Genomic DNA, 22,052 nt, shown 5'->3' on the forward strand with positions numbered 1-22,052 from the left:
TGGACGCGCCGGAGGGCGGGGCGCCGCTGCTGAGCGTGTTCGGCGGCAAGATCACCACCTACCGCAAGCTCGCCGAGGCGGCCATGACGAAGCTGGCGCCGCACCTGCCCCTGGCCAACGGCTCCTGGTCGAGCCGGGCGCCGCTGCCGGGCGGCGACTTCGCGGTGGACGGGACCGGGGCGCTGATCACGGAGTTGCGCGCCCGCTACCGCTTCATCGAACCGGAGCACATGGCGCGGCTGGTGCGCGCCTACGGCACCCGCACGCGTGTCCTGCTGGGCAGCGCCACGCGGGTAGCGGACCTCGGGCGGCGCTTCGGGGGTGACCTGACCGAGGCGGAGGTGCGCTACCTCATGGCCGAGGAGTGGGCGCAGACGACCGAGGACGTGCTGTGGCGTCGCTCCAAGCTCGGCCTGCGGCTGACGCCGGCCGAGGTGCGGGATCTCGAGGACTTCATGGCCGCGGCGCGCGAGAGCATCGACGAGGCGGCGGAATGACGGGAGGAAAGACGCGGTGAGCCTGGTCCTGGACAAGGTCAGCATGCATGTGGGCGGACACACCCACATCGAGCAGGTGTCGCTGACGCTGGAGCGCGGTTCGCTGAACGTGCTGCTGGGCCCGACGCTGTCCGGCAAGACGTCGCTGATGCGGCTGATGGCCGGGCTGGACAAGCCCACGGCCGGCCGGGTGCTGGTGGACGGGCGCGACGTGACCGGCGTGCACGTGCGCCAGCGCTCGGTCGCTATGGTCTACCAGCAGTTCATCAACTACCCCTCGCTGACGGTGTACGAGAACATCGCCTCGCCGCTGCGCGTCGCCCGCCGCCCGAAGGCCGAGATCGACCGCAAGGTCCGCGAGGCGGCCCGGCTGTTGAAGCTGGAACCCTACCTCGACCGCACGCCGATGCACCTGTCCGGCGGCCAGCAGCAGCGCACCGCCATCGCCCGCGCGCTGGTCAAGGACGCGCAGCTGGTGCTGCTCGACGAGCCGCTGGCCAACCTGGACTACAAGCTGCGTGAGGAGCTGCGCGAGGAGCTGCCGAAGATCTTCGCCGCCAGCGGCGCCGTCTTCGTCTATGCCACCACCGAGCCGGCCGAGGCGCTGCTGCTGCGCGGCAACACCGCGACGCTGTGGGAGGGCCGGCTGGCGCAGTTCGGCCGCACGCCCGACGTCTACCGCCGCCCGGCCAACATCACCAGCGCCCGGGTGTTCTCCGACCCGCCGCTCAACACCATGCGGGTGCACAAGCGCGGCGCCCAGGTGGTGCTGGACACCGGCGACACCGAGGCGGCGCGCGGCGTTCTGGCCGGGCTGCCGGACGACACCTACACCGTCGGCTTCCGCGCCGACCACCTGTACCTGCGCCGCCCCGACGCCGAGGCGATCGCGGTGACCGGCACCGTGGCGGTCAGCGAGATCACCGGCTCGGAAAGCTTCGTGCACGTGGACGTGCCGCGCGCCGACGGCGGCAGCGACCGCTGGGTGGCGGTGTCGCGCGGCGTGCTGGACGTGGAACCGGGCGAGCGCATCGAGGTCTTCATCGACCCGCGCCGCGTCTTCGCCTTCGGGCACGACGGCGCGCTGGCCGCGGCGCCGCCGCTGGCCGTGGCGGCGTGAGGGGGAGGGGAGCATGGCCCGCATCGACCTTCAGAACCTGGCGCACAGCTATGTCCCCAAGCCGTCGGGGCCCGGGGATTACGCGCTCAAGCCCCTGGACCACGTCTGGCGGCAGGGCGGCGCCTATGCGCTGCTCGGGCCGTCGGGCTGCGGCAAGACCACGCTGCTGAACATCATCTCCGGCCTGCTGGTGCCCAGCGAGGGGCGGGTGCTGTTCGACGGCCGCGACGTGACCGCGCTGCCGACCGAGGCGCGCAACATCGCCCAGGTGTTCCAGTTCCCGGTCGTCTACGACACCATGACGGTGTACGAGAACCTCGCCTTCCCGCTGCGCAACCGCGGCCTGCGCGGCCCGGCGGTGGACGCGCGGGTGCGCGAGATCGCCGAACTGCTCGACCTCACGCCCGACCTCAAGCACCGCGGCAGCGGCCTGACGGCGGACGCCAAGCAGAAGATCTCGCTGGGCCGCGGCCTCGTGCGCCCGGACGTCGCCGCCATCCTGTTCGATGAGCCGCTGACCGTCATCGACCCGCACCTGAAGTGGGAGCTGCGCTCCAAGCTGAAGGCGCTGCACCGCGCGCTCGATCTGACCATGATCTACGTGACGCACGACCAGACCGAGGCGATGACCTTCGCCGACACGGTGGTGGTGATGCACGACGGCGCCGTGGTGCAGATGGGCCGCCCGCAGGAGCTGTTCGAGCGCCCGGCGCACGTCTTCGTCGGCCACTTCATCGGCTCGCCCGGCATGAACGTGCTGCCGGCCACGGTGTACGGCCGCAGCGCGCACGTCGGCGGGCACGAGATCCGGCTGGCGCGCGGCTACCCGCCCATCGACGCCGGCCGCGTCGAGATCGGCGTGCGGCCGGAGTTCGCGACGCTCGCTCCCGCCGGTTCCGGCGTGCCGGTGCGGGTGCGCCGCATCGACGATCTGGGCCGCGTCCGCCTCGCCAAGGTGGAGCTGGCCGGCATCCCGATGGCGGCGACGGTGCCGGAGGCGATGCCGCTGGTCGGCGACGAGGCCTCGCTGACGTTCGAGCGGGAGATGGTGCACGTCTACGCCGACGGGCATCTGGTGGAAGGGGAGGCGGCGTGATGGACAAGCCGGTCAACCAGGGCGCCTGGCTGCTCGTCCTGCCGGTGCTGCTGATCGTCGCCTTCTCGGCGATCGTGCCGCTGATGACGGTGGTCAACTACTCGGTCCAGGACACGTTCGGGAACAACCAGTTCTTCTGGAACGGCATCGGCTGGTACCAGGAACTGCTGGACCCCTCCACCGACCTGGGCGGGCGCTTTTTCGACGCGCTGTGGCGCAACCTGCTGTTCTCCTTCCTGATCCTCGCCATCGAGGTGCCGCTGGGGATCGCGGTGGCCTTGAGCATGCCGCGCCAGGGCTGGCGGGTGGCGGCGACGCTGGTGGTGCTGGCGCTGCCGCTGCTGATCCCCTGGAACGTCGTCGGCACCATCTGGCAGATCTTCGCCCGCGAGGACATCGGCCTCTTGGGCTGGGTGGTGAACCACCTCGGCATTCCCTACAACTACACGGCCGACCCGCTGTCGGCGTGGGTGACCATCGTCACCATGGACGTCTGGCACTGGACCTCGCTGGTGGCGCTCTTGTGCTACGCCGGGCTGCGCTCGATCCCCGACGCCTTCTACCAGGCGGCGCGCATCGACGGCGCCTCGCGCTGGGCGATCTTCCGCAACATCCAGCTGCCGAAGATGCGCCGGGTGCTGCTGATCGCCGTGCTGCTGCGCTTCATGGACAGCTTCATGATCTACACCGAGCCCTTCGTCGTCACCGGCGGCGGCCCCGGCAACTCGACCACCTTCGTCTCCATCGACCTCGTCAAGCTGGCGCTCGGCCAGTTCGACCTGGGCAAGGCGGCGGCGCTGTCCATCGTCTACAACCTGATCATCCTCGCGGTCTGCTGGGTCTTCTACACGGTGATGACCCGCATGGATTCGGGAAGGAGCTGAGCCATGCTGCGCGCGCGGATCGTGCTGGGCCTCTACATCGGCTTCCTGCTGCTGCCGATCTACTGGCTCGTCAACATGAGCCTGAAGACCAACTCGGAGATCGTCAGCGGCCTGACGCTGTGGCCGCACACCCTGACGTTCGAGAACTACACGAAGATCTTCACCGACCCGTCCTGGTACTCGGGCTACATCAACTCGCTGCAGTACGTGGCGCTGAACACGGTGCTGTCCATAGCACTGGCGCTGCCGGCGGCGTACGCCTTCTCGCGCTACCGCTTCGTCGGCGACAAGCACCTGTTCTTCTGGCTGCTGTCGAACCGCATGGCGCCGCCGGCGGTGTTCGCGCTGCCGTTCTTCAACCTGTACTCGGCCATCGGGCTGTTCGACACGCCCTTCGCCGTGGCGCTGGCGCACTGCCTGTTCAACGTGCCGCTGGCTGTGTGGATCCTCGAAGGCTTCATGTCCGGCGTGCCGCGCGAGATCGACGAGACGGCGTATCTCGACGGTTACGGCTTCCCGCACTTCTTCGTGAAGATCTTCACGCCGCTGGTGGCCAGCGGGATCGGCGTCACCGCCTTCTTCTGCTTCATGTTCAGCTGGGTCGAGCTGCTGCTGGCGCGCACGCTGACCTCGGTGGACACCAAGCCGATTGCCGCCACCATGACCCGCACGGTGTCCGCCGCCGGCATGGACTGGGGCCTGCTGGCCGCGGCCGGGGTGCTGACCATCGTGCCGGGTGCGCTCGTGATCTGGTTCGTGCGCAACTACATCGCCAAGGGCTTCGCCCTCGGCCGGGTGTGAGGAGGGATCCATGGAACACCTCGCCTGGATGGCCTGGACGTGGCAGACCGGCGCCTTCTTCGCCCTCGTCGCCGGTCTGCTGGCGCTGCTGACCACGCTGGCCGTCAACCGGCCGGAGATCGCGCGGCCGGGGATCCTGGGGATCACCACCACGCGCGGCGACCGGCTGTTCATCACGCTGCTCGGCAGCGCGTTCATTCATCTCGCCTGGCTCGGGCTGGTCGGCCCGGAGCTGGAGATCGCGTCGGGGCTGGCGCTGCTCTACGCGGCGGCGGTGTTCCGCTGGGTGTGAAATCAAAACTGGGGAAGGGAGGAAAGCATGCGCAAACTCTGTCTGGCCACCGCGTCCGCGGCGGCCCTGCTGATCGGTTCCGGCCCGGCGTTCGCCGACATGGAGGCGGCGCGCCGCTGGTTGGACAGCGAGTTCCAGCCCTCGACTCTGTCGAAGGAGGAGCAGCTCAAGGAACTGGAGTGGTTCGTCAACGCCGCGAAGCCGTTCGCCGGCATGGAGATCAACGTCGTCTCCGAGACGATCACCACGCACGAGTACGAGTCCAAGGTTCTGGCCAAGGCGTTCAGCGAGATCACCGGCATCAAGCTGCGCCACGACCTCATCCAGGAGGGTGACGTCGTCGAGAAGATCCAGACGCAGATGCAGTCGGGCAAGAACATCTACGACGCCTGGATCAACGACAGCGACCTGATCGGCACGCACTTCCGCTACAAGCAGGCGGTGCCGCTCAGCGACTGGATGACCGGCGAGGGCAAGGACGTCACGCTGGCGACGCTGGACGTCGACGACTTCATCGGCAAGTCCTTCACCACCGGCCCGGACGGCAAGCTGTACCAGCTGCCCGACCAGCAGTTCGCCAACCTCTACTGGTTCCGCTACGACTGGTTCCAGCGCGCCGACCTGAAGCAGAAGTTCAAGGCCAAGTACGGTTACGACCTGGGCGTGCCGGTCAACTGGTCGGCCTACGAGGACATCGCCGAGTTCTTCACCAACGACGTGAAGGAGATCGACGGCGTCAAGGTCTACGGCCACATGGACTACGGCAAGAAGGACCCGTCGCTGGGCTGGCGCTTCACCGACGCCTGGCTGTCCATGGCCGGCAACGGCGACCGCGGCATCCCCAACGGCAAGCCGGTGGACGAGTGGGGCGTGCGCATGGAGGGCTGCCGCCCGGTCGGCTCCTCGGTCGAGCGCGGTGGCGACACCAACGGCCCGGCCGCCGTCTACTCCATCGCCAAGTACGTGGAGTGGCTGAAGAAGTACGCGCCGCCGCAGGCCGCCGGCATGACCTTCTCGGAATCCGGCCCGGTGCCGGCGCAGGGCAACGTCGCCCAGCAGATCTTCTGGTACACCGCCTTCACCGCCGACATGGTGAAGCCCGGCCTGCCGGTGGTCAACGCCGACGGCACGCCGAAGTGGCGCATGGCCCCGTCGCCGCACGGCTCCTACTGGAAGGACGGCATGAAGCTCGGCTACCAGGACGCCGGCTCGTGGACGCTGCTGAAGTCGACGCCGCTGGAGCGCCGCAAGGCCGCCTGGCTGTACGCCCAGTTCACCATGTCGAAGACGGTCAGCCTGAAGAAGAGCCACGTCGGCCTGACCTTCATCCGCGAGAGCGACATCTGGGACAAGAGCTTCACCGAGCGCGCGCCCAAGCTGGGCGGCCTGATCGAGTTCTACCGCTCGCCGGCGCGCGTGCAGTGGACGCCGACCGGCGTCAACATCCCGGACTACCCGAAGCTGGCGCAGCTCTGGTGGCAGAACATCGGCGACGCCTCCTCGGGCGCCAAGACCCCGCAGGCGGCCATGGACGCGCTGGCCGCCGCGCAGGACTCGGTGCTCGAGCGCCTGGAGAAGTCCGGCGTGCAGGGCGAGTGCGGGCCGAAGCTGAACAAGAAGGAGAAGCCCGAGTTCTGGTTCGCCAAGTCGGAGAAGGACGGCAACATCGCGCCGCAGCGTAAATTGGCGAACGAGAAGCCGAAGGGTGAGACCATCGACTACGACGTGCTGATCAAGTCGTGGCCGGCCAACCCGCCGAAGAAGGCGGCGATGAAGTAGAATACCCCCTCTCCCGCCCCGGGAGAGGGTGGCCGCCGCAGGCGGCCGGGTGAGGGTACAGCCAAGGATCCTTGGACTTACCCTCACCCTCCCGCTCGTTCCGAGCGGGCCCCTCCCTCTCCCGGGGCTCTCGGCGGATCTTCGATCCGCCTGACGCCGTCAGCGCAAGCTTTGCTTGCGCGAGAGGCGGGAGAGGGATTCGAAAGGAAACGCCCATGCCCACGCCCGCCCACGTCCTGGCCATCGACCAGGGCACCACGTCCACCCGCGCCATCGTCTTCGACGCGCAGGGCCAGCCCGCCGGCGTCGCGCGGCGGGAGTTCGCGCAGCACTACCCGGCCGACGGCTGGGTCGAGCACGACCCGGAGGACATCTGGCGCGACACCGTCGCCGTCCTGCGCGAGGCGGTCGCCGCCGCCAATCTCAGCGCATCGGACATCGCCGCTATCGGCATCACCAACCAGCGCGAGACCACCGTGGTGTGGGACCGCGCCACCGGCGTGCCGCTCCACAACGCCATCGTCTGGCAGGACCGCCGCACCGCGGGCGCCTGCCGCACCCTGGTGGAGGAGGGCTTCCTGCCGCTGGTCCAGGCCAGGACCGGCCTGCTGATCGACGCCTATTTCTCGGCGACCAAGATCGCCTGGATCCTCGACCACGTGCCCGGGGCCCGCGCCCGGGCGGAGCGCGGCGAGCTGTGCTTCGGCACCATCGACAGCTTCCTGCTGCACCGCCTGACCGGCGGTGCCGCGCACGCCACCGACGCCACCAACGCGTCACGGACGCTGCTGTTCGATATCCACCGCCAGGACTGGGACGACGAGCTGCTGGCGCTGTTCCGCGTGCCGCGCGCCATGATGCCGGAGGTGCTGGACAGCAGCGCCCCGTTCGGCGCCACCACCGCCGACCTGCTCGGCCGTCCGATCCCCATCACCGGCATCGCCGGCGACCAGCAGGCGGCGACCTTCGGGCAGGCCTGCTTCCAGCCGGGCATGGTCAAGTCCACCTACGGCACCGGCTGCTTCGCCCTGCTCAACACCGGGGCGGAGCCGGTGCGCTCGGGCAACAACCTGCTGACCACCGTCGCCTACCGGCTGGAGGGCAAGCCGACCTACGCGCTGGAGGGCTCGATCTTCGTCGCCGGGGCGGCGATCAAGTGGCTGCGCGACGGGCTGGGCATCATCACGCACGCCTCGCAGACCGACGACCTCGCCACCCGCGTGCCGGACAGCCACGGCGTCTATCTGGTGCCGGCCTTCGTCGGGCTGGGCGCACCACACTGGGATCCGCACGCGCGCGCCGCGATCTCCGGCCTGACGCTGGACGCCGGGCCGGCGCACATCGCCCGCGCGGCGCTGGAGGCGGTGGCCTACCAGACGCGCGACCTGCGCGACGCCATGCGCGCCGACTGGCCGGCGCCGGCCGGCGCGCTGCGGGTGGATGGCGGCATGGCGGCCAACGACTGGCTGTGCCAGTTCCTCGCCGACATGCTGGAGGTGCCGGTCGAGCGGCCGGCGGTGATCGAGACGACGGCGCTGGGCGCGGCGTGCCTCGCCGGGCTCAAGGTCGGGCTCTACCCCGACCAGGCGGCGGTGGCCGGGGCATGGCGCTGCGAGCGGCGCTTCGAGCCGCGCATGGACGCGGCGAAGCGCGACCGGCTGTACGGCGGCTGGCTCGACGCGGTGGAACGGGTGCGGCGCGCGGGGAAGACGGCATGAGCGGGTGGACGGCGAGCGCGCTGGGCGACGACCTGCGCGGCAAGCGGGTGCTGGTGACCGGCTCCAGCCGCGGCATCGGCGCCGCGGTGGCGGCGGCCTTCGCCGGGTTGGGCGCGCGGGTGGCCCTGCACGCCTCGGCCAGCCGCGCGGCAGGGGAGCGTCTGGTGGCCGAACTGTCGGCCGGCGGCGCCGACGTGCGCCTGCTCGCCGGCGATTTCCGCCGCCCGTCCGAGGTGGCGGCGGTGGTGGACGGCGCCGTCGACGCGCTGGGCGGCCTCGACGTGCTGGTCAACAACGCCGGCACCATGGTCGGCCGCACGCCGCTGGCGGCGATGGACGACGCCTTTCTGGACGAGGTGATGGACCTCAACCTGCGCTCGGTGGTGGTCGCCTGTCGGCGGGCCTTGCCGGCGCTGAAGGCGGCCGGCGGCGGGGCGATCGTCAATACCGTGTCGATCTCGGCGCGCACCGGCGGCAGCCCGGGCTCGTCGGTCTACAGCGCGTCGAAGGCGTTCGTGGCGACCTTCACCCGTTCGCTGGCGGCCGAACTGGCGCCCGAGCGCATCCGCGTCAACGCGGTGTCGCCGGGCACCATCGACACCGACTTCCACGGCCGCTACTCGACGCCGGAAAAGCTGGCCGCCACCGCCGCGCGCATTCCGCTGGGCCGGCTCGGCACCGCGGAGGACTGCGTCGGCGCCTACCTGTTCCTCGCCTCCGAGCGGCTCTCCGGCTACGTCACCGGTCAGACCATCGAGGTCAACGGCGGCCAGCTGATGCCGTGATCCGGAGTCGATGCCGTCCGCCTTCCTCGGCGCCATCAGCATTCCCGGCCGATTTTCCTAAAATTCGACGCGCCAATAGTTATCTCTCTAAGGGCGTGGATTGGCAGGAATCTAAAGCACCGGTGGACCGGGACTGCACAATTAACACAACCTAAACCATTGCACCTTTAGGGTGGTGATCTGGAATGGCGAATCGTGCCGCCCTGGCGTCCTTTCGGTCTGCGGAAGGGCTGCGGCGGCTGTTCGGGTGCCTGCGGTCGGCAAAAGCCGATCGTGTGTCTTCGGTGGGCAGGGGGGGATGTCACAATGGTATCGATCAGCCCCATTTCGTACCTCACGCGGACGCAGTTCGCGTCGCTGACCACCACGTCGCTGGCCAGCCTGTCGACCTCCGACATGAAGGTGCTGACGACGTCGCAGATCGATGCGCTGTCCACCACCCAGATCACCGCGCTGACCACCAGCCAGGTGGGCGCGCTGACCACGGCGCAGATGGGCGGGCTGTCGACGGCGCAGATCAAGGCGCTCGATTTCAGCCAGGTCAGCTTCAGCGCGGCGCAGCTGTCGGTGTTCAGCGCCACGCAGGTGCAGGCGCTGGAGACCGACGACATCAACGCGCTGTCGTCCAGCCAGCTCTCCGGCCTGACCGCCACCCAGCTGGGCGCGCTGACCACGACGCAGCTCGGCGTGCTGGACACCGGCGACATCGCCCAGCTGACCACGACGCAGATCAAGGGCCTGACCGCCACCCAGCTGGGCGCGCTGACCACGGCGCAGTTCGGCGCGCTGAGCGCGACGCAGGTCGGCGGACTGAGCACGGCGCAGGTGGCGGCGCTGTCCACCGCCCAGATCACCACGCTGTCCTCGGCGCAGCTCTCCGGCCTGACGGGGACGCAACTGGGCGCCCTGACCACCGCGCAGGTCGGCGCGCTCGACACCGCCGACATCGCCCAGCTGACCACCGTGCAGGTCCGCGGCCTGACCACCGACCAGGTGGCGGCGCTGTCCACGACGCAGACCAACGCGCTGTCGTCCTCGCAGTTCGCCGCCCTCTCGGCGACCCAGGTCGGCACGCTGAGCACCGCGCAGCTGGCGTCGCTGGACGCCACCGACGTGGCGGCGCTGACGGCGACGCAGGCGAAGGGCCTGACCACTGACCAGCTGGCCGCGCTGACCACCGCGCAAGTCGGCGGCCTGACCACGTCGCAGGTCGCGGCGCTGAGTTCCAGCCAGGTCGGAGGCCTGAGCACGTCGGGCCTGTCGGCGCTGACCGGCACCCAGGTCGCGGCGCTCGGCACCGCCCAGCTCAAGGGTCTGAGCACCAGCCAGGTGGCGGCGTTGAGCACCGCCGACGTCCGCGAGCTGTCGTCCACCCAGGTCTCGGCGCTGACCACGTCGCAGGTTTCGGCGCTGAGTTCCGCGAACGTCGCGGCGCTGACCACGGCGCAGGTTTCCGCGCTGGGCTCCAGCCAGATCGCGGCCCTGGCGGCGACGCAGTTCACCGCGCTGGGCACCGCCGGCCTCGGCCTGCTGACGACCACCCAGCTGCGCGGCGTGACCACGGAGCAGACGGCGGCGCTCGGCACCGGCGACGTGGCGGCGCTGACCACCACGCAGCTGGGCGCGCTGACGGCGACGCAGCTCTCCGGGCTGTCCTCCTCCGGCCTGTCGGCGCTGACCTCAACCCAGGTGGCGGCCCTGGCGGCGACGCAGGTCTCCGGCTTGACGTCGAACCAGCTCGGCGGGCTGACCACCGCCGACGTCGGCGAGCTGTCCACCAGCCAGGTCGCCGTGCTGTCCAGTGCCGCCCTGTCCGGCCTGACCACCAGCGCCGTCGCGGCGCTGACCACCGACCAGATCAACGCGCTGTCGGCCACCCAGCTCTCCGGGCTGACCGCCGAGCAGTTCGCGGTGCTCGGCACGGGCGGCCCGGGGTCGCTGAGCACCTCGCAGCTCTCCGGCCTGGGCTCGGCGCAGGCGGCGACGCTGTCCACCACCCAGATCGCCTCGCTGACTACCACCCAGCTCGCCTCGCTCACCAGCAGCGCCATCGGCGGGCTGAGCACCAGCGGCCTGACCGCGCTGTCCAGCAGCCAGCTGTCCGCGCTGTCGGCCACGCAGGTCAGCGGGCTCAGCTCGTCGCAGCTCTCCGCGCTCGGCCCGGCGACGCTGTCGACGTCGCAGATCGGCGGCCTGACCGCGACCCAGGTGTCTTCGCTGAGCAACACCCAGTTCGCGACGCTGTCCACCACGCAGGTGTCGTCGCTGACCACCGGCGCCGTGCAGGGGCTGAACAGCGCCGTGCTGTCCAATCTGTCGGGGACGCAGCTGGGCGCGCTGTCCGGTACCCAGATCGGGGCTCTGTCGACCGACCAGTTCTCGTCGCTGCAGTACGGGTCGATCTCGTCGCTCAACAACACGCAGATCTCGTCGCTCAGCCGCGACGTCATCGGCGGGCTGTCGACGACCCAGGTCAGCGTGCTGTCGGCCGCGCAGATCGGCAGCCTGAGCAACTACCAAGTCACCGCGCTGTCGGCGAACAACATCCTGGCGATGACCCGCACGCAGGTGCAAGGCATCACCCAGACCCAGACGCAGGTGATGTCGTCCGCCCAGCTCAACGCCTACGCCACCGCGCTGACGTACTGACGGGCGGGCGCCCCCCCGCTCAGCGGTGTTCGGAGAACAGGTCGCGCACCTTGCACAGCAGCCGCCCGATCGGGCGCGGCTTGGGCGGCGTGACGGCGTTCGCGCACCACGCGGCCACTGCGGCGGCGGGGTCGGTCTCGCCGGTCATGACGGTGGCGACGCCGCGCTTCTCCATGCGGCGCAGGAAGCCCTCGCCGGCCGAGGCGGCGATCACCGCGGCGACGCCGTCCAGCGGGTGCGGCCCCGCCTCGTCGCGCCAGTGGTGGAAGACCTGGTCCTTGCTCAGCTCGACTTGGCCGGCCGGCGTCGGCGCCCGGCCGGGTTCGGCCTCGAACACCAGCCAGCGCCGCGCCTGTCCAGCGTGGCCTCCGACGGTCTGGTAATCCGGCGTGGCGACGGCGACCCGCATCGTGATTCCCCCTGCGGCTGTACTCCTGGGGCCACGACTATAGACCATATAAAAATTATGGTCACTCCCGGGGAATGAGCGCCAGCACTGCGTCGATGGCCGGGGCACCGTCGTCGCGCATGGACTCCGGCAGGACGGTGCGCGCGCTGTCGATGGCGGCGCGGAGATCCGCCGGCGCGACGCCCGCCGCCGACAGGCCGCGCGCCAGCGTGCCGCACACCGCGCTCAGCGCCGCGATCTGCGCGTGCAGGGCCTGCTGCTGCTTGTGCAGCGTCTCGATCTGGCCCTGCGCCTGCCGGGTGGCGGTGATCAGGCTGCGGAACGCGTCGTTCTGGTCGAGGAGGGCGGTGCGCATCGCCTCCGCCTCGGCGCGGGTGCCGAAGTCGTTGGCGGCCTGGGCCAGGAAGGCCTTCCACAGCCGTTCGAACTCGTTTCGCGTGATGCCGTCGTACATGTGGGGACTGTCCGGGCTGTGGTTCCGCGCTCGAGTCTAGCATGCGCCGCCGCCGCGCGACAGCCGGGGCGGCATGCCCGGAGGAGGTGTCCGGATGGAGACCGTCAAGCGTGCGATGGGGGCATGCCCCGACGGTCATCAACCGTTCGTGGCGTTGCGGCGGCAGGGCGGGGCGGGTAGGGTCCGGCCGTCCAAACGACAACGAGACCAGCCATGAACGGACTGCACACCCCGCAGACGTGGCGATGCCGTGTTGCCGATCTCCTGAACGACCCCGTGGCGGAGGCGGTGCTGCGCCGCGACGGGCTGTCGCGCGACGACGTGTTCGCCGAACTCGCCCCCGTCGCCGACGCGCTGACCCGCCGCCGGCGGCGCCAGCGCCGCTCCAGCCCCTGGGCCTTTGCCGAGGCTGACCCGCGGCGATTCGATCCGCCCGGCCGTTCCGCATAGGCCGTACCCCCGTCGTCGGCATCACGTTGTGGTGACGGGCCTTGAAGCCGTTCGCACACTGAACGATCTGACTCTCTGCACCCCACGGTCCAGGGAGGCAGGTTTGTTCAACCCGTTGATCACGGCCACCGCAGGCTGGTCGGAAGCGGTGGAGGAACGCGCCAAGCGGTTCCTCGCCTTCCGCATGGGCGGCGAGAACGGCATTCCGGTGACCATGGCCACCCTGCTGGAGCGTGCCGGGCAGGATCCGGTCAGCACCGCGCGCTATCTGATGATCGTGCCGCCGCTGGCGGCGCAGCGCGAGTTGATCGGGATGATCGGCGCCTTCCGCATCGATGGCGAGCCGTGCCCCGATTCCGTGGCCGCGGCGCACGCCGCGCTGTCCTACGCCGGGCGCGCCGTCACCATGAACGAGATCCACCCGGAACGGCGGTGGCTCGCCGCCGTGCTGTGCGCCCTGTTCGGGGGCAAGCGCCAGCCGCACTGAAGTGGCGCTCCGGCTGTGTTATCGTGCCGCGCAACCTTGGCAGGGGTGCGGCCGTATGCACACGCGCGCATGACCAACGGGGGGTCGCCACCACGTGTGATGGTTGATAAACTGCTGCCCGGACGTCGAGGCGAGGGAGGCGGATGGGCGGCAAACGGTCCGGGGTGGCATGGCGCCTGCTGGCGGGAACGGCCGGCGCGCTGGCGCTCGTGGCGGCGCTGCTTGGCGTGCTGGCGCTCGACGCGGTGCGCGCTGGCGCGGCCTCCGAGCCGCTGCTCGCCGGGGCGGTGGCGGCGTCGCTGGGCGGTGCGTTGGCCGTGCTGGCCCTCGGCGTCGCCGTCGTCCGCCGCCTGCGAGGGGGGGGCGACGGCGTGCCGGGTGCCCGCCCGGTCGTTGTCCTCGCCGCCGCCAACGACGTGGCCGAGGGCCGGCGGCGGGAGGAGGCGTTGCGCGAGAGCGAAGCGCGCTTCCGCGGCCTGATCGAGGGGGCGTCCCAGGGCATCCTGGTCCACCGCCGCTTCGTCCCGCTGTTCGCCAACGAGGCGTTCGCGTGTATCCACGGCTTCGGCAGCGTCGCGGAGGTGATGGCGCTGCCCGACATCAAGGGCCTGATTGTGCCCGAGGAGCGGGCGCGCGCCTGGAAGTCGTACATCGGCCTGATGGCCGGCGAGAAGGCACCCGGCGTGCAGCGGGTACGGGGCCGGCGCCGCGACGGCGGCGCGCTCTGGCTCGACCTGATCGACCGCGTGGTCGAGTGGACGGACGGCCCGGCGGTGCTGACCACCGTCATCGACGTGACCGAGCGCGTGCACGCCGAGACGGAGGCCGCCACCATCGCCGGCCACCTGCACGACGCGGTGGAGGCGATGCCCAGCGCCGTCCTGCTGATCGACGCCGACCGCAACATCCTGCTGCACAACCGGCGCTTCCGCGAGTTCTGGAACTTCACGCCGGAGGAAATGGCCGCCCACACCAACGCCGCCGACCACCTGCGCTACTGGGCCAGCCGCGACCTGCCGGGCGTGGACCCCGACGTCTACGTCGAGAGCCGCTGGAAAGTGCTGGACAGCGGCAAACCCTACGCCCACCAGGTGCGCACCACGGACGGCCGCGACATGGAGATCCGCGGGTCGCCGCGGCCGGCCGGCGGCTGGGTCATCACCGTCACCGACATCACCGACCGCATGCGCACGCTGGCGGCGCTGCGCGACAGCGAGGCGCGCTTCCGCGACCTGATCGAGGGGTCGGTGCAGGGCATCCTGATCCTGCGCGACTTCCGCGCGCTGTTCGTCAACCGCGCCTTCGCGGCGATGACCGGCTACGACGAGCCGCGCGCGCTGATGGGCGTATCGCTGCTCGACGATCTGGTGCTGGCGGAGGAGCGCGCGCAGGTGCTCGCCTGGAACGCCCGCTTCCTGTCCGGCGCCTCCATCGACGAGCCGGCGCGCCGCGGCCGGCTGCGGCGGCGCGACGGCTCGTGCATGTGGGTGGACATTGCCACCCGCGCCGTCGATTGGATGGGCGAGCGGGCGATCCAGCTGACCTGCGTCGACATCTCCGCCCAGGTGGCGGCGGAGAAGGTGCTGGCGGCGCGCACCGCCCAGCTCCAGGCGCTGGTCCAGGCGATGCCCAGCGGGCTGTGCATGTTCGGCGGCGACCTGCGCGCCGCGGTGTGGAACGACCGCTACGCCCGGCTCTGGCGCTATCCGGACGGCCTGCTCGACCGGCGCCCGACGCTGGCGGAGCTGGTCCGGTTCGTGGCGTCGCGCGGCGACTTCGGCCCGGTGGACGTCGAGGAGCAGGTCCGGCGCATCACCGCCTACGTCGAGCGCGGCGCGGCGGTGGACATGGAGATCGAACTGGCGCACGGCCCGGTGCTGGCGATCCGCGGCAATGGCATGCCGGACGGCGGCTACGTCTACACCTACGCCGACGTTACCGACCGCCACCGCGCCGAGGACGCGCTGCGCCGCAGCGAGCGCCAGCTGCGCGACATTCTGGAGGCCGCGCCCGTCGGCATGCTGATCGCCCATGTGGACGGCCGCCCGCTGTTCTGGAACAGCGGCTTCTCGGCCATGCTCGGCACGCCGCCGGAGGCCATGCCGGCGCTGTACGCGCCCGACTTCTTCGCCGACGCCGGCGAACGCACCGCGCTCCTGGGGGTGCTGCGGCGCGACGGCCGGGTGCAGCAGGCCGACGTCGAGTTCCGCCGCGCCGACGGCTCCACCGGCTGGTGCATGACGGCGCTGGAGCGTGTGTCGTTCGAGGGGCAGCCGGCGGTCGCCTCCTGGGGCCTCGACATCACCGAGCGCATCCGCGCCCAGGACCAGCTGCGCAAGGCGCTGGCGCAGGCGGAGGAGGCGGCGCACGCCAAGTCCACCTTCCTCGCCACCATGAGCCACGAGATCCGCACGCCGATGAACGGCGTGCTGGGCATGCTGGAGGTGCTGGAGCGCACCACGCTCGACATCGAGCAGCGCAGGGTGCTCGGCGTCATCCGCGAGTCGGCCTCGGCGCTGCTGACCATCATCGACGACATCCTCGACTTCTCGAAGATCGAGGCCGGGCGCCTGCACATCGAGGCCGTGGCGGTCCCGGTCCGCGACCTGACCGAGGGCGTGGCCGACCTGCTGGCCACCCGCGCGCGCGACAAGCGCCTGGACCTCGTCACCGACGTGGACCTGGATGGCGAGGGGACGCGCGTCGGCGATCCGGTGCGGCTGCGGCAGATCCTGCTGAACCTCGTCGGCAACGCGGTGAAGTTCACCGAGCGCGGCTTCGTCGCCGTGGTGGTGCGGCCGGGCGCCGGCCCCGACGGCGTCCGCTTCGAGGTGCGCGACAGCGGCATCGGCCTCAGCGACGAGCAGAAGGCCCGCCTGTTCCAGCCCTTCACCCAGGCCGACGCCTCCACCACCCGGCGCTTTGGCGGCAGCGGCCTTGGGCTGTCGATCTGCCGGCGGCTGGTCGACATGATGGGCGGTGCCATCGGCGTGCACGACACGCCCGGCGGCGGCTCCACCTTCTGGGTCGAAGTGCCGCTGCCCCGCGCCTCGTCCGATGCCGCCACGCCCGCGGCGCCGGCCGTCGACCTTGCTGGGCTGCGGGTGCTGGTGGCGGACGACACCGCGGCGGTGCGCGACGCCTTCGCCGCGGCGCTCGCCGGGGCGGGGGCGGAGGTCGCCGTGGCGGCGGGGGCCGCTGACGGGTTCGACGCGCTGCGCGCCGCGCTGGCGGTGGAGGCGCCGGTGCAGGTGCTCGTGCTCGACCACGATCCGGGCGCGCTGGACGGCTTGGCGGTGGCCGACGCGCTGACGCGCATCCCGGGGCTGGACGCCACCCGCGTGGTGCTGGCGACCGGCCGCGAGGACTGCGGCGTCGCCGCGGCCGGCGAGCGGCTCGGCATCGCCGAGGTGCTGTACAAGCCGGTGCGCCGCGACGTGTTGCGCGCCGCCGTGGCCCGCGCCGCCGGTCGCGCGGGCCCCGAGTCGGAGCCCGCGGCGCTGGAGGCCGACGTCGGCGCCGTGTTGCCGCCTCCGGCGGCGGAGGCGCGGGCGGCCGGCGCGCTGATCCTGGTGGCGGAGGACAACCCGACCAACCAGGTGGTCATCCGCAAGCAGCTGGAGCAGCTGGGCTTCGCCGCGGAGATCGCCGACAACGGCGCCGCCGCCTGGGAGGCGCTGCGGCGCGACGGTTGCGGCCTGCTGCTGACCGACTGCTTCATGCCGGAGCTGGACGGCTGGGAACTGGCCCGCCGGATCCGCGCCGCCGAACGCGAGGGGACGTTCGGTGCCGCGCGCCGCCTGCCCATCGTGGCGCTGACCGCCAACGCGCTGTCCGGCGACGCCGAGCGCTGCTTCGCCGCCGGCATGGACGATTTCCTGTCGAAGCCGGTGGGGCTGCAGAGCCTGTCGCGGGTCATCGCCCGCTGGCTGCCGCAGGCGCTGCCGCTGCGCCGGCCGGTCGGGGCGCGCGCGCCGGCCGTCCCGCTGCCGAAGGCGAACGGCACCGCCGTGCTCGACCTTGGCCACGTGGCGGAGACCTTCGGCAGCGTCGAGGCGGCGCACGACCTGCTGCTGTTCTTCCTGGAAACCACCGGGCCGCTGATCGACCGGCTGGCGGCGGGCTTGGCGGACGACGATGCCGAGGGCGGCCGCCACGCCGCCCACGCCGCCGCCGGGGCTGCCCGCACGGCCGGAGCGGCGGAGCTGGCGGCGCTGTGCTCGGACATCGAGCGCTGCGCGGCGGGCGGCGACTTGGATGCGGCGAAACGGCGCGCCGCCGACCTGCGGGCGGCCTTCGCCCGCGTCGAACGGGCGATCCGCCACGATCTCGTGCGCGGGCGGGCGGCCGAGCTGGTGTGATATCAAAGGCGCCTGATGGCTTCCATCAGGCGCCTTTGATGCAAACCCGACAGCTCAAGGCAACGCCTTGAGCGAAAGGGGCATGCGACCGGCCGATCATGGAAGCGTCCATGCGCCGGTCGTATGAGTCGGTCGCAGTTGCCCGCGGCGCTGCCGGCCTGTTACGGTCCGAACGGGGTAGGGGGGTGCCGAACGGCACGGGAGGAGCGAGCATGGACAGGAAGCCCGTCGACTACGAGCAGTACAAGATCCTCGTGATCGAGGATCAGCCGTTCGTGCGGCGCACCATCATGCAGATCCTCATGCAGATCGGCTTCAAGACCATCGCCGAGGCCGACAACGGCGAAACCGGCATGGCCGAGTGCGTCCGCGTCAACCCCGACATCGTCGTCTGCGACATCGACATGAAGCCGGTGAGCGGCTTGCAGTTCCTCGCCCAATTGCGCGCCAGCCCCGACGTCGCCAACAGCCGCACCCCGGTGGTCTTCCTGACCAACCACACCGAGTCGGAGATCGTGAAGAAGGCGATGGCGCTGGGCGTCAACGGCTTCGTGGTGAAGCCGCCGTCCTTCGGCGCGCTGAAGGAGCGCGTGGACCGCCTGCTGGCCGGCCGCTAAGGCGCCGCCCCATGAGCACGCCCTCAGACCCTGCCGCCGATCTGCACACCGCGAACACCACGCTGGAGCAGAGCGTGGCCGCGCACGCTGCGGAGATCGCCCGCCTGAGCGCCGCGCTGGAGGCCGCCCAGGTCCGCGCCGAGGAGGCGGTGCGCGCCAAGACCCGCACGCTCGCCTTCATGAGCCAGGAGATCCGCGTGCCGGTCGGCGCCATCGTCGATGCCGTCCGCCCGCTGCTCGCCGCGCCGCTCGGCCCGGCGGAGCGCGAGCGGGTGTCGCGCATCCTGCGCTCGGTCGGCACGCTGCGCCTGCTGCTGGAGGACCTCTCCGACCTCGCCCGCCTGGAGGCTGACGAGATCCGGCTGGAGCAGGAGCCCTTCGCCGTCGAAACGGTGCTCGGCAGCGCCGTCTCGGCGCTGCGCGAGGCCGCCGAGGAGCGCGGCATGCGCGTCGAATCCTTCATCGACCCGGCGGTGCCGGCCAAGGTGGTGGGCGACGCGGCGTGGCTGCGCCACGTGCTGGTCGATCTGCTGGGCTTGGCGCTGCGCGACGGCGAGGCGCCGGTGCTGACCGTGCGGGTCGCCGTCGCCGCGCTGGACGGCGGCCGGCAAGGCCTGCGCTTCACCGTCGCCGAGGCCGGCCCCGGCCTGGTCGCCGAGCTGCGCGCCTGGGCCGCCGATGGCGCCGCCGACGGCGCGGGCGGCGAGGCGCCCACCCCCCCCGGCCGGGCTGGCGAGCGGGCGCTGGGACTGCACGTCTGCCGGCGCATCCTCGGCCTGATGGGCGGTGCGATGGGTGTGGAGGCGGACGGCATGGTGTGGTTCACCGTGGGCGCCGACCCCGGCCCGGCGGCGCCGGCGGCGCCGCGCGACCGGCCGTCGCTCAGCATCCTGGTGGTCGAGGACAACCCGGTGAACCAGCGCGTCAACGCCTGGCTGCTGGAGAAGGATGGCCACCGCGTCACCGTCGTCGGCGACGGACGGCAGGCGGTGCGGCTGGTGGCGACCGGCGGCTTCGACGCCGTGCTGATGGACCTGGACGTGCCCGGCCTCGACGGGCTGGAGGCGACGCGGGCGATCCGCGCGCTGCGCGGGCCGGAGGCGCAGGTGCCGGTGATCGCCATCACCGCCAGCACCCTGCTGGAGGACGCCGAGCGCTGCCGCGCCGCCGGCATGGACGACCACTTGCCCAAGCCGGTGAACCCGGCGGCGCTGGCCCGCGCGCTCGCCCGCCTGACCGATCCGGAGCCGCCGGCCGAGGCGGCGGAGTTCGATTCCACGGTTCTGGCCGCGCTGGAAGGGGTGCTGGGCGCCGACCGGGTGCGCGCCCTGGTCGAGGATTTCCTGGACCGCGCCGTCGCCCTGCGCGCCCGGCTGGAGCGCGCCGACGCGCCGGAACTGGCCGAGGTGGCCGCGGAGCTGAAGAAGACCGCGGGCACGGTGGGGCTTGCCGCCGTCCACCACACCGCGATGAAGCTGGAGCACGCCGCCCACGAGGGCCGGATGGAGGCCGCCGCCCTCGCCGTCACGCTCGACGAGCAGCTGACGCGCGGGGTGGAGCGGCTGCGCGCGTTCGCGGGGTAGAGGAATTTCCGCTTGGTTGCAAAGCCCCTCCCCCGCGAGGGGGGAGGGGCTTTTTAAGGCGAGCGCAAACCGCTCGGGGGGGCAGCCGCCCGCAGCGGGGCGCCCTTCTCGCCGTCGAAACAGGCGGCGTAATCGTCGCACCGCTCGCAATGCGGCGACTTGCACAGCAGGAAGCCCTCGCGCGCGCAGAGCTGGCGGTAGAAGAACTTCTTCCACTTCATGTCGCCGCTGTTGAGATCCACCAGCGATGGGAAGTGCCGGCGGAACATCGCGCCCAGTTCGCCGCGGTTGGCGAAGCCCATGTCCTGCCACAGGTGGTTCGCCTCCAGGCTGCGCCGCGCCACGATGGCGGCCAGCCAGACCGGCTCCGGCCCGTCGCCGGCGCGATGCTCCAGCAGCAGCGCGCGCAGGTCGCCTTCCTCCAGCGCGTCCTCGCCAGCTCCATTTGGGCCGGTGTCCTCGTCCAGCCCCTCCAGCAGCGCCGCGCGCTCCGGCAGGTGCGTGCCGAGCAGGCCGGCAAGGTCGGTGCGGCCGAGGCCCAGCGCCTGCGTCAGCGGCCGGGCGTCGTGCGCGGCCAGATCGACGATCCGGCCGAACAGGTGGCGGTCGAGCTCTTCGTCCGGAGGAAGCATGGCGGTGCACCATCCCGTGCGCGGAAGACTATCCACTATGGCCTATTTCGCAGGTGCAGCAAAGCCCTTCCTGCGCGTGCGGATTTGACCCATTGATTTCAAAGGGTTTCCACCTCAGACTCGACGGTGGATCCACACGCGGGGAGGGGCCACGATGGCGCAGGCGGCGGGGCGCGGCGTCCTGACCCGGCTGGCGGCGCTGCGCGACGCGCCGGAGCCGCTGGCGGCGCTGCTGGTCGACTTCCGCGGCATCGAGCACGGCGACGACCCGCGCTTCTCGCTGACCCTCGACCATTATCTGGAAAGCTGGCTGGGTGCGCGGGAGCGCGAGGTGTTCCGGCTGCCCGGCCCGCGCCTGCTGATCCTCGCCCCGGCCGACGCCGCACCGCTGCTGGAGAGCGGGGCGCAGGCGCTGGTGCAGGTGCTGCGCCAGCACGGCTTCGGCGCCATGCGCTTCACCACCTGGGACGTCGCCAGGGACGCCGCCCGCCTCGCTGCCGAGGTGGCGCCGCCCGAGGCGCTGGACCGCGCCAGGGCGCTGGCCGCCGCCGAACGCGTCCCCACCGCGGCGCTGGGCCAGGTGCTGGAGGTCGAGCGCGTGCTGCACGGCGCCGACATCGAGAGCCTGGTGCGCGAGCAGACCGTCTGGTCCTTCGCCGATCCCGACCAGCCGGAGCCGGTGCTCACCGAGCTGGCGGTGTCGATGGAGGAACTGGAGGCGCGGCTCGACCTGCCGCTGCGCCGCGACGCGTGGCTGCGGCACGAGGTGTTCGCCCGGCTCGACCGCGGGCTGATGCGCCACGTGGCGCGCGACCGGCTGCACGACCGCCGGCCGCTCGCCATCGACCTGCACACCGCCACCGTGCTGGACGACCGCTTTTCCGAGCTGGCGCACGCCATCCCCGCCGAGATGCGCCGCCGCCTCACCGCCGAGCTGGCTTGCTGGGAATCCGGCCTGTCGTCCGAGCGCTTCGTGGCCGCCGCCACGCGGCTCGCCGACCTGGGCTTCGCGGTGGCGGTGGACCACGTGCCGCTGACGGCGCTGGGCGCGCTCGACCTCGGCGGGGTCGAGGTGGCGGCGGTCAAGGCGCTGTGGGTGCCGGGCACCCCGGACGCCGAGGCGCTGCTGCGTGCCGGGGTCGGGCGCTTCGGCCCCGAGCGGCTGGTGCTGTGGCGCTGCGAGCGCCCGGACGCCGTCGAGACCGGCCGCCGGGCCGGCGTCGCGCTGTTCCAGGGCCACGCCGCCGACGCGGCGGCGCGCGGCGGGGGCGCGGAGGCTTCCGAACCGCCGCCCCGTTCCCGCGGGCGCGCCGAGCCCGAGGCGGCCACGGAGGACGAGGCGCCGGAGGCCGGAAAGCCCAGGGGCGGCCTGCTGGCCCGCCTGTTCGGGCGCGGCGGTTGAGCGCAGCAGACCTCCGCCGATGTCCGTTGACGCTGC

19 protein-coding genes are annotated in these 22,052 nt (G+C 71.7%); 16 read left to right on the top strand and 3 right to left on the bottom strand.

What is annotated here, in order from left to right; genetic code table 11:
- The 10 genes from TSO221_RS16195 to TSO221_RS16240 form a co-directional block, all read left to right on the top strand.
- Positions 1-497, top strand: a 497-nt coding sequence (locus TSO221_RS16195; protein WP_282187776.1) for a glycerol-3-phosphate dehydrogenase C-terminal domain-containing protein, incomplete at its 5' end; no start/stop codon positions are given.
- 16 nt (positions 498-513) lie between these two features.
- Complete coding sequence (locus TSO221_RS16200) at positions 514-1,617, top strand: ABC transporter ATP-binding protein (RefSeq protein ID WP_109119550.1); 1,104 nt, start codon at positions 514-516, stop codon at positions 1,615-1,617.
- A gap of 13 nt (positions 1,618-1,630) precedes the next feature.
- Positions 1,631-2,713, top strand: coding sequence for an ABC transporter ATP-binding protein (locus TSO221_RS16205; protein ID WP_109119551.1), 1,083 nt, complete (start codon positions 1,631-1,633; stop codon positions 2,711-2,713).
- Positions 2,713-3,597 carry a sugar ABC transporter permease gene (locus TSO221_RS16210; protein WP_109119552.1) on the top strand — a complete coding sequence of 295 codons (885 nt, stop codon included), beginning with the start codon at positions 2,713-2,715 and terminating at the stop codon, positions 3,595-3,597. The genes TSO221_RS16205 and TSO221_RS16210 overlap by 1 nt, the downstream gene beginning before the upstream one ends.
- Positions 3,598-3,600: 3 nt before the next feature.
- Positions 3,601-4,398, top strand: coding sequence for a carbohydrate ABC transporter permease (locus TSO221_RS16215; RefSeq protein WP_109119553.1), 798 nt, complete (start codon positions 3,601-3,603; stop codon positions 4,396-4,398).
- Between the two features lie 10 nt (positions 4,399-4,408).
- Complete coding sequence (locus TSO221_RS16220) at positions 4,409-4,690, top strand: DUF2160 domain-containing protein (RefSeq protein WP_109119554.1); 282 nt, start codon at positions 4,409-4,411, stop codon at positions 4,688-4,690.
- A gap of 27 nt (positions 4,691-4,717) precedes the next feature.
- Positions 4,718-6,469 (top strand): ABC transporter substrate-binding protein, encoded by a 1,752-nt coding sequence (locus tag TSO221_RS16225; protein WP_109119555.1) that lies wholly within the window; start codon positions 4,718-4,720, stop codon positions 6,467-6,469.
- A 215-nt stretch (positions 6,470-6,684) separates the two neighbouring features.
- Positions 6,685-8,187, top strand: a complete 1,503-nt coding sequence (gene glpK, locus TSO221_RS16230) for a glycerol kinase GlpK (RefSeq protein ID WP_109119556.1) — start codon at positions 6,685-6,687, stop codon at positions 8,185-8,187.
- Positions 8,184-8,972 (top strand): SDR family NAD(P)-dependent oxidoreductase, encoded by a 789-nt coding sequence (locus tag TSO221_RS16235; RefSeq protein WP_109119557.1) that lies wholly within the window; start codon positions 8,184-8,186, stop codon positions 8,970-8,972. Before glpK ends, TSO221_RS16235 begins: the two co-directional genes overlap by 4 nt.
- 306 nt (positions 8,973-9,278) lie before the next feature.
- Entirely contained in the window at positions 9,279-11,621 is a 2,343-nt protein-coding gene (locus tag TSO221_RS16240; RefSeq protein ID WP_109119558.1) for a heme utilization protein, read from the top strand.
- A gap of 19 nt (positions 11,622-11,640) precedes the next feature.
- On the opposite strand, the gene TSO221_RS16245 is transcribed toward TSO221_RS16240, so the two are convergent.
- Complete coding sequence (locus TSO221_RS16245) at positions 11,641-12,030, bottom strand: hypothetical protein (RefSeq protein WP_109119559.1); 390 nt, start codon at positions 12,028-12,030, stop codon at positions 11,641-11,643.
- A gap of 61 nt (positions 12,031-12,091) precedes the next feature.
- Complete coding sequence (locus TSO221_RS16250; protein WP_109119560.1) at positions 12,092-12,484, bottom strand: hypothetical protein; 393 nt, start codon at positions 12,482-12,484, stop codon at positions 12,092-12,094.
- Positions 12,485-12,697: 213 nt separating this feature from the next.
- Between TSO221_RS16250 and TSO221_RS16255 the strand changes: the two genes are divergently transcribed.
- The 5 genes from TSO221_RS16255 (at position 12,698) to TSO221_RS16275 (ending at position 19,982) form a co-directional block, all read left to right on the top strand.
- Complete coding sequence (locus tag TSO221_RS16255) at positions 12,698-12,934, top strand: hypothetical protein (RefSeq protein WP_109119561.1); 237 nt, start codon at positions 12,698-12,700, stop codon at positions 12,932-12,934.
- 103 nt (positions 12,935-13,037) lie between these two features.
- Positions 13,038-13,421 (top strand): hypothetical protein, encoded by a 384-nt coding sequence (locus TSO221_RS16260; protein WP_109119562.1) that lies wholly within the window; start codon positions 13,038-13,040, stop codon positions 13,419-13,421.
- Between the two features lie 143 nt (positions 13,422-13,564).
- Positions 13,565-17,782 (top strand): PAS-domain containing protein, encoded by a 4,218-nt coding sequence (locus TSO221_RS16265; RefSeq protein ID WP_109119563.1) that lies wholly within the window; start codon positions 13,565-13,567, stop codon positions 17,780-17,782.
- Between the two features lie 212 nt (positions 17,783-17,994).
- Positions 17,995-18,399 (top strand): response regulator transcription factor, encoded by a 405-nt coding sequence (locus tag TSO221_RS16270; RefSeq protein WP_109119564.1) that lies wholly within the window; start codon positions 17,995-17,997, stop codon positions 18,397-18,399.
- 11 nt (positions 18,400-18,410) lie between these two features.
- Positions 18,411-19,982, top strand: coding sequence for a hybrid sensor histidine kinase/response regulator (locus tag TSO221_RS16275; RefSeq protein WP_109119565.1), 1,572 nt, complete (start codon positions 18,411-18,413; stop codon positions 19,980-19,982).
- Between the two features lie 53 nt (positions 19,983-20,035).
- Here TSO221_RS16275 and TSO221_RS16280 read toward each other — a convergent pair whose 3' ends face one another.
- Positions 20,036-20,614: a nitrogen fixation protein NifQ gene (locus tag TSO221_RS16280; RefSeq protein WP_109119566.1), complete on the bottom strand. Its 579-nt coding sequence runs from the start codon at positions 20,612-20,614 to the stop codon at positions 20,036-20,038.
- 154 nt (positions 20,615-20,768) lie between these two features.
- On the opposite strand from TSO221_RS16280, the gene TSO221_RS16285 reads away from it, so the two are divergent.
- The gene (locus TSO221_RS16285; RefSeq protein WP_109119567.1) at positions 20,769-22,016 is read left to right on the top strand and encodes a hypothetical protein; all 1,248 of its coding nucleotides are present in this window, start codon (positions 20,769-20,771) and stop codon (positions 22,014-22,016) included.
- Positions 22,017-22,052: the final 36 nt, after the last annotated feature.

Source organism: Azospirillum sp. TSO22-1, assembly GCF_003116015.1.
GTDB lineage: Bacteria > Pseudomonadota > Alphaproteobacteria > Azospirillales > Azospirillaceae > Azospirillum.